General features: G+C 66.6%; 3 protein-coding genes and 2 pseudogenes. 2 read left to right on the top strand and 3 right to left on the bottom strand.

All coding sequences use genetic code 11. From position 1 onward, the window contains the following. Positions 1-291 (top strand): annotated as a pseudogene (locus tag JCM19049_RS19795) (hypothetical protein); the annotation flags it as partial. A gap of 16 nt (positions 292-307) precedes the next feature. Continuing rightward, positions 308-442, top strand: coding sequence for a hypothetical protein (locus tag JCM19049_RS19800; protein WP_279402844.1), 135 nt, complete (start codon positions 308-310; stop codon positions 440-442). A gap of 393 nt (positions 443-835) precedes the next feature. On the opposite strand, the pseudogene JCM19049_RS09270 reads toward JCM19049_RS19800, so the two are convergent. From JCM19049_RS09270 to JCM19049_RS19805, 3 genes and pseudogenes are all read right to left on the bottom strand, one after another. After that, positions 836-2,435, bottom strand: a pseudogene (locus JCM19049_RS09270) (ABC-F family ATP-binding cassette domain-containing protein). A 166-nt stretch (positions 2,436-2,601) separates the two neighbouring features. After that, entirely contained in the window at positions 2,602-3,450 is an 849-nt protein-coding gene (locus tag JCM19049_RS09275; protein WP_279402845.1) for a (p)ppGpp synthetase, read from the bottom strand. Then, positions 3,387-3,692 carry a hypothetical protein gene (locus JCM19049_RS19805; protein ID WP_279402846.1) on the bottom strand — a complete coding sequence of 102 codons (306 nt, stop codon included), beginning with the start codon at positions 3,690-3,692 and terminating at the stop codon, positions 3,387-3,389. Before JCM19049_RS19805 ends, JCM19049_RS09275 begins: the two co-directional genes overlap by 64 nt. Positions 3,693-3,922 lie beyond the last annotated feature (230 nt).

Below are 3,922 nucleotides of genomic sequence, written 5' to 3' on the forward strand. Positions count from 1 at the left end.
CCCGAGGGCCAGCTGGCCACCGTGAACCTGCCGAACTACGCCCAGCAGCTGGGCTACCCGATCGCCGAGGGCGCCTACGGGATCATGTACACCGAGGACCCGGCCCCGGCCACCGCGCCCATGCAGCTGGATCCGCCGGACACCGATGAGGCCCGCACCTGTCCTACTCCTACCAGTGGTTCCCTTCGGCGTGCTGGCGTTCGTCGGCTTCTGGTACGCCGCCCGCCAGCAGAAGAAGCTGAACCGGGAGGACGCCGAGGAACTGGCCGAGGCCCGCGCCGCCGGCTTTGATGAGCCGATCCACAAGGTGCGCAAGATCCGCGCCAAGCAGACCAAGAAGTACCGCCGTGACGGTTCGCTGACCGATGAGGCGGTGGAGGACGCGATGCTGGACCAGGGCCAGGACCCGGCCCACAACCAGGACGCGGGGAAGCGCGGCTAGATCCGCCCACCACATTCCAACCACCGCCGGTCCGTTCGTGAACATCACAAACGGATCGGCGGCGTTCGTAGGGGCTCGCCCAACCCCAGACCCAATGCAAGATACCGGTTGCTATGGACTTTTCCCGGATCTCTCGTATGCTGAAGGTGTCGGGATCGTCCAGATCTCACAGGTGCTCTCAAGGCCTACGGCGCTCCGTTTATCTGATGTGAGGAGCCCCGGATATCTGCGGCCGGTAACCCACGATAAACTGAGCAGCGCCGGTCCCGACACCAAACTTTCCCCCTCGCCGCAGACCCGGCGGGCAGGCAGAAAACCGCCCGACCCACACCGGTGGATCGGGCGGTTTTCGCATACCCGGATGGCCCGGAAACAACCTGACCGTGGTGGCGCCTAGGTCAGCGAAACCAGTTCCAGGTAGTCCTCGCTGTACAGGTCCTCATCCCCATCGGCAGGATGACCACGCGCTCGGGGTTCAGGGCCGCCACCGCACCCTCGTCGTGGGAGACCATGACCACCGCGCCGGAGAAGTTCGACAGCGCGCCGAGCACCTCGCGCGCGAGGCCGGGTCCAGGTTGTTCGTCGGCTCATCGAGCAGCAGCACGTTCGCGCTGGAGGCCACGATGGTGGCCAGGGCCAGACGGGTCTTCTCACCACCGGAGAGCACCCCGGCCGGCTTGTGCACGTCATCGCCCACGAACAGGAAGGAACCGAGGATTGAACGCACGTCCGCGTCCCCCAGCTCACTCGGCGCGGTGCGGCGCATGTTCTCCAGCACCGTCTTCTCCGGATCCAGGGTGTCGTGTTCCTGCGCGAAGTAGCCGATCTTCAGGCCGTGGCCCGGCTGGATTTCGCCGGTGTCCGGTTCGGAGACCCCGGCCAGCATGCGCAGCAGGGTGGTCTTGCCGGCACCGTTCAGCCCAAGGATCACGACCTTGGAGCCGCGGTCGATGGCCAAGGAGACGTCGGTGAAGATTTCCAGCGAACCGTAGGACTTGGACAGGCCCTCGGCCATCAGCGGGGTCTTGCCGCACGGGGCCGGGTCCGGGAAGCGCAGGGCGGCGACCTTGTCGGCGGCGCGCTCCTCCTCCAACCCCGAAAGCATGCGGTCCACGCGCTTGAGCATGGACTGGGCGGCGGAGGCGCCCGAGGCGCGGGCCTTCATCTTGTTGGCCTGGGCCAGCAGCGCGCTGGCCTTCTTCTCCACGTTGGCCCGTTCCCGGCGGCGGGTGTGCTCATCGGTTTCGCGCTGCACCAGGTAGCGCTTCCAGCCCATGTTGTACACGTCTACGGTGCCGCGGTTCGCGTCCAGGTAGAGCACCTTGTTCACGGTGGCTTCCAGCAGCCCGGTGTCGTGGGAGATCATCAGCACGCCGCCGGAGTAGTTCTTCAAAAAGTCGCGCAGCCAGCTGATCGAGTCGGCGTCCAGGTGGTTGGTCGGCTCGTCCAGCAGCAGGGTTTCGGCATCCGAGTACAGGATGCGGGCCAGCTCGACACGGCGGCGCTGGCCGCCGGAGAGGGTGCGCAGCGGCTGGTCCAGGATGCGGTCGGGCAAATCCAGGTTCGAACAGATCGCCGCGGCCTCGGATTCGGCCGCGTACCCGCCCCCGGCAATGAACTCGGCGTCCAGCCGGTCATAGCGGCGCATCGCCTTCGCGGCGATGTTCGGATCCTCGCTGGCCATCTCGGCGCGAGTGCGGGCCAGCTTGTTGATGATCTTGTCCAGGCCGCGGGCCGAGAGGATGCGGTCGCGGGCCAGCTGCTCCATGTCCGGGGTGCGCGGGTCCTGGGGCAGATAGCCGATGGAGCCGCGGGAGCTCACTTCCCCGGCGGTGGGCTGGGACTCACCGGCCAGCACCTTGGTCATGGTGGTCTTCCCGGCGCCGTTGCGGCCTACCAGACCGATCTTGTCGCCCTTGTCGATGCGGAAGTTCACCTCGTCCATCAGCAGCCTGGCGCCGACGCGCAGCTCAAGGTTGGCCACGGAAATCATCTGGTGAACCCCTTTCTAAGGTTGCCTGGTTCTGTTGCCCGGCGAGCAGATTTCGGGCAACTTATCCAGTCTACCGGGGTTCGGGCCCGCCGGTGGTGCCAAAGTGCATAAGCTAACACCCGCCCCGAAGTTTTTGGGGCGGGTGTTGGCAAGGTGGGTGTTCGGCCTAGCTGCGCTGGTTGCGGTAGTCGTTCATCTGCACCAGGCGCCGGCGCAGCGAGGATTCGCGCCGCTCGTCGTTGCCGCTGGTCTTGTCGATGTGCGCCGCACCGAAGCGCCACAGCAGCATGTCATCCAGCAACCGGTCCGGGCCCGGCGAGTAGCGGTGGTCCAGGGCCGAACGCACCTCGGTGACCACGTTCGGGTCCAGCAGCTCGGCCAGCTGCCAGGTCCGGGTGATGCCGTGCGCCCCGAGCAGCTCGGCCGCCCAGGACCAGTCGTCATCGCGCTTGCGGTCCACGTGCGGCAGCAGGGTCTGCCAGATCTGCCCGATCCGGTCGCTGTTCAGCTCCTGGCCGCCCAGCCCGTCCCGGTCCTGGTAGGCGTTGAGCGTGTTGTACAGCTCGTCGATGTCGGTGAAGTAGTTCTCCACGGTTTCCAGCATGGCGGCGGTGGCGGTGAACTGGCGGTCCAGCTGCGGGCTCCACACCCCCTGGCCGGAGTTCTTGAAGCGGATGTCGTGTTCCACCTCGCTCCAGGCGTGCTGCAGGATGGTGCGGATCTGCACCTCAAAAGTGAAGTTGCCGCTGGGGACCACCGGCTTGCCCAGCTGCTCCTGGAAGCGGCGGACGCTGGGTTCGTTACGGGTCTTGAGCAGCAGGTGGCGGGAGGAGTACCCGTAGGTGCCGGACTCCACCGAGCCGATGTCCTTCTCCCGGTCGCTGCGGCAGTCAAAGGCGGCGCGCTGGGCCTTGATCATGTTCGCGACCTGCTGGATCTCGTGGGGCAGCTTCACGATGATGCGGATGCCGACCATGTCGTGGATCTCACGCAGCGGGTTGGGGAACTCCAGCACCGGGTCGCTCTCGGCGTCCTCCTGCAGCTGGCGGGAGCCTTGGCGCGGAAGGAGGGCACCGATTTCACCCGCCCGGTGATGAACAGCGGCTGGGCCTCCTCGGAGGCCTCGAACAGGTTGCGGATGCGTCCGAGCATGGTGTCCAGCACCTGCTGCAGTGCCGGACGCACCTTGGCGTAGCGCCGCACCGACTCGTCGATCTGTTCAGCGAAATCGTTGGCGGCTGGCTCCTGTTCGCTCATTGGCTGCTCCCCTGTCGTTCCGTCACTGCACACCACGGCGCCGTAGTGCGCGCGGTGGTGCTGGTGCGAGTCTACTTGGCCAGGTGGACACTTCAGCGAATCCGATGACGCCAGATGCCGGGCGGATGACACCGGCGCCGGTGCGCTAGGAACGGTTCAGGCGCTGGGCCAGGTCGTCGTACAGCGGCGCCTTTTCATCCACGGCGGTCGCGGTGGCCACCGAACCCGGG

The sequence above is a fragment of the Arthrobacter sp. JCM 19049 genome (genome assembly GCF_001310435.1).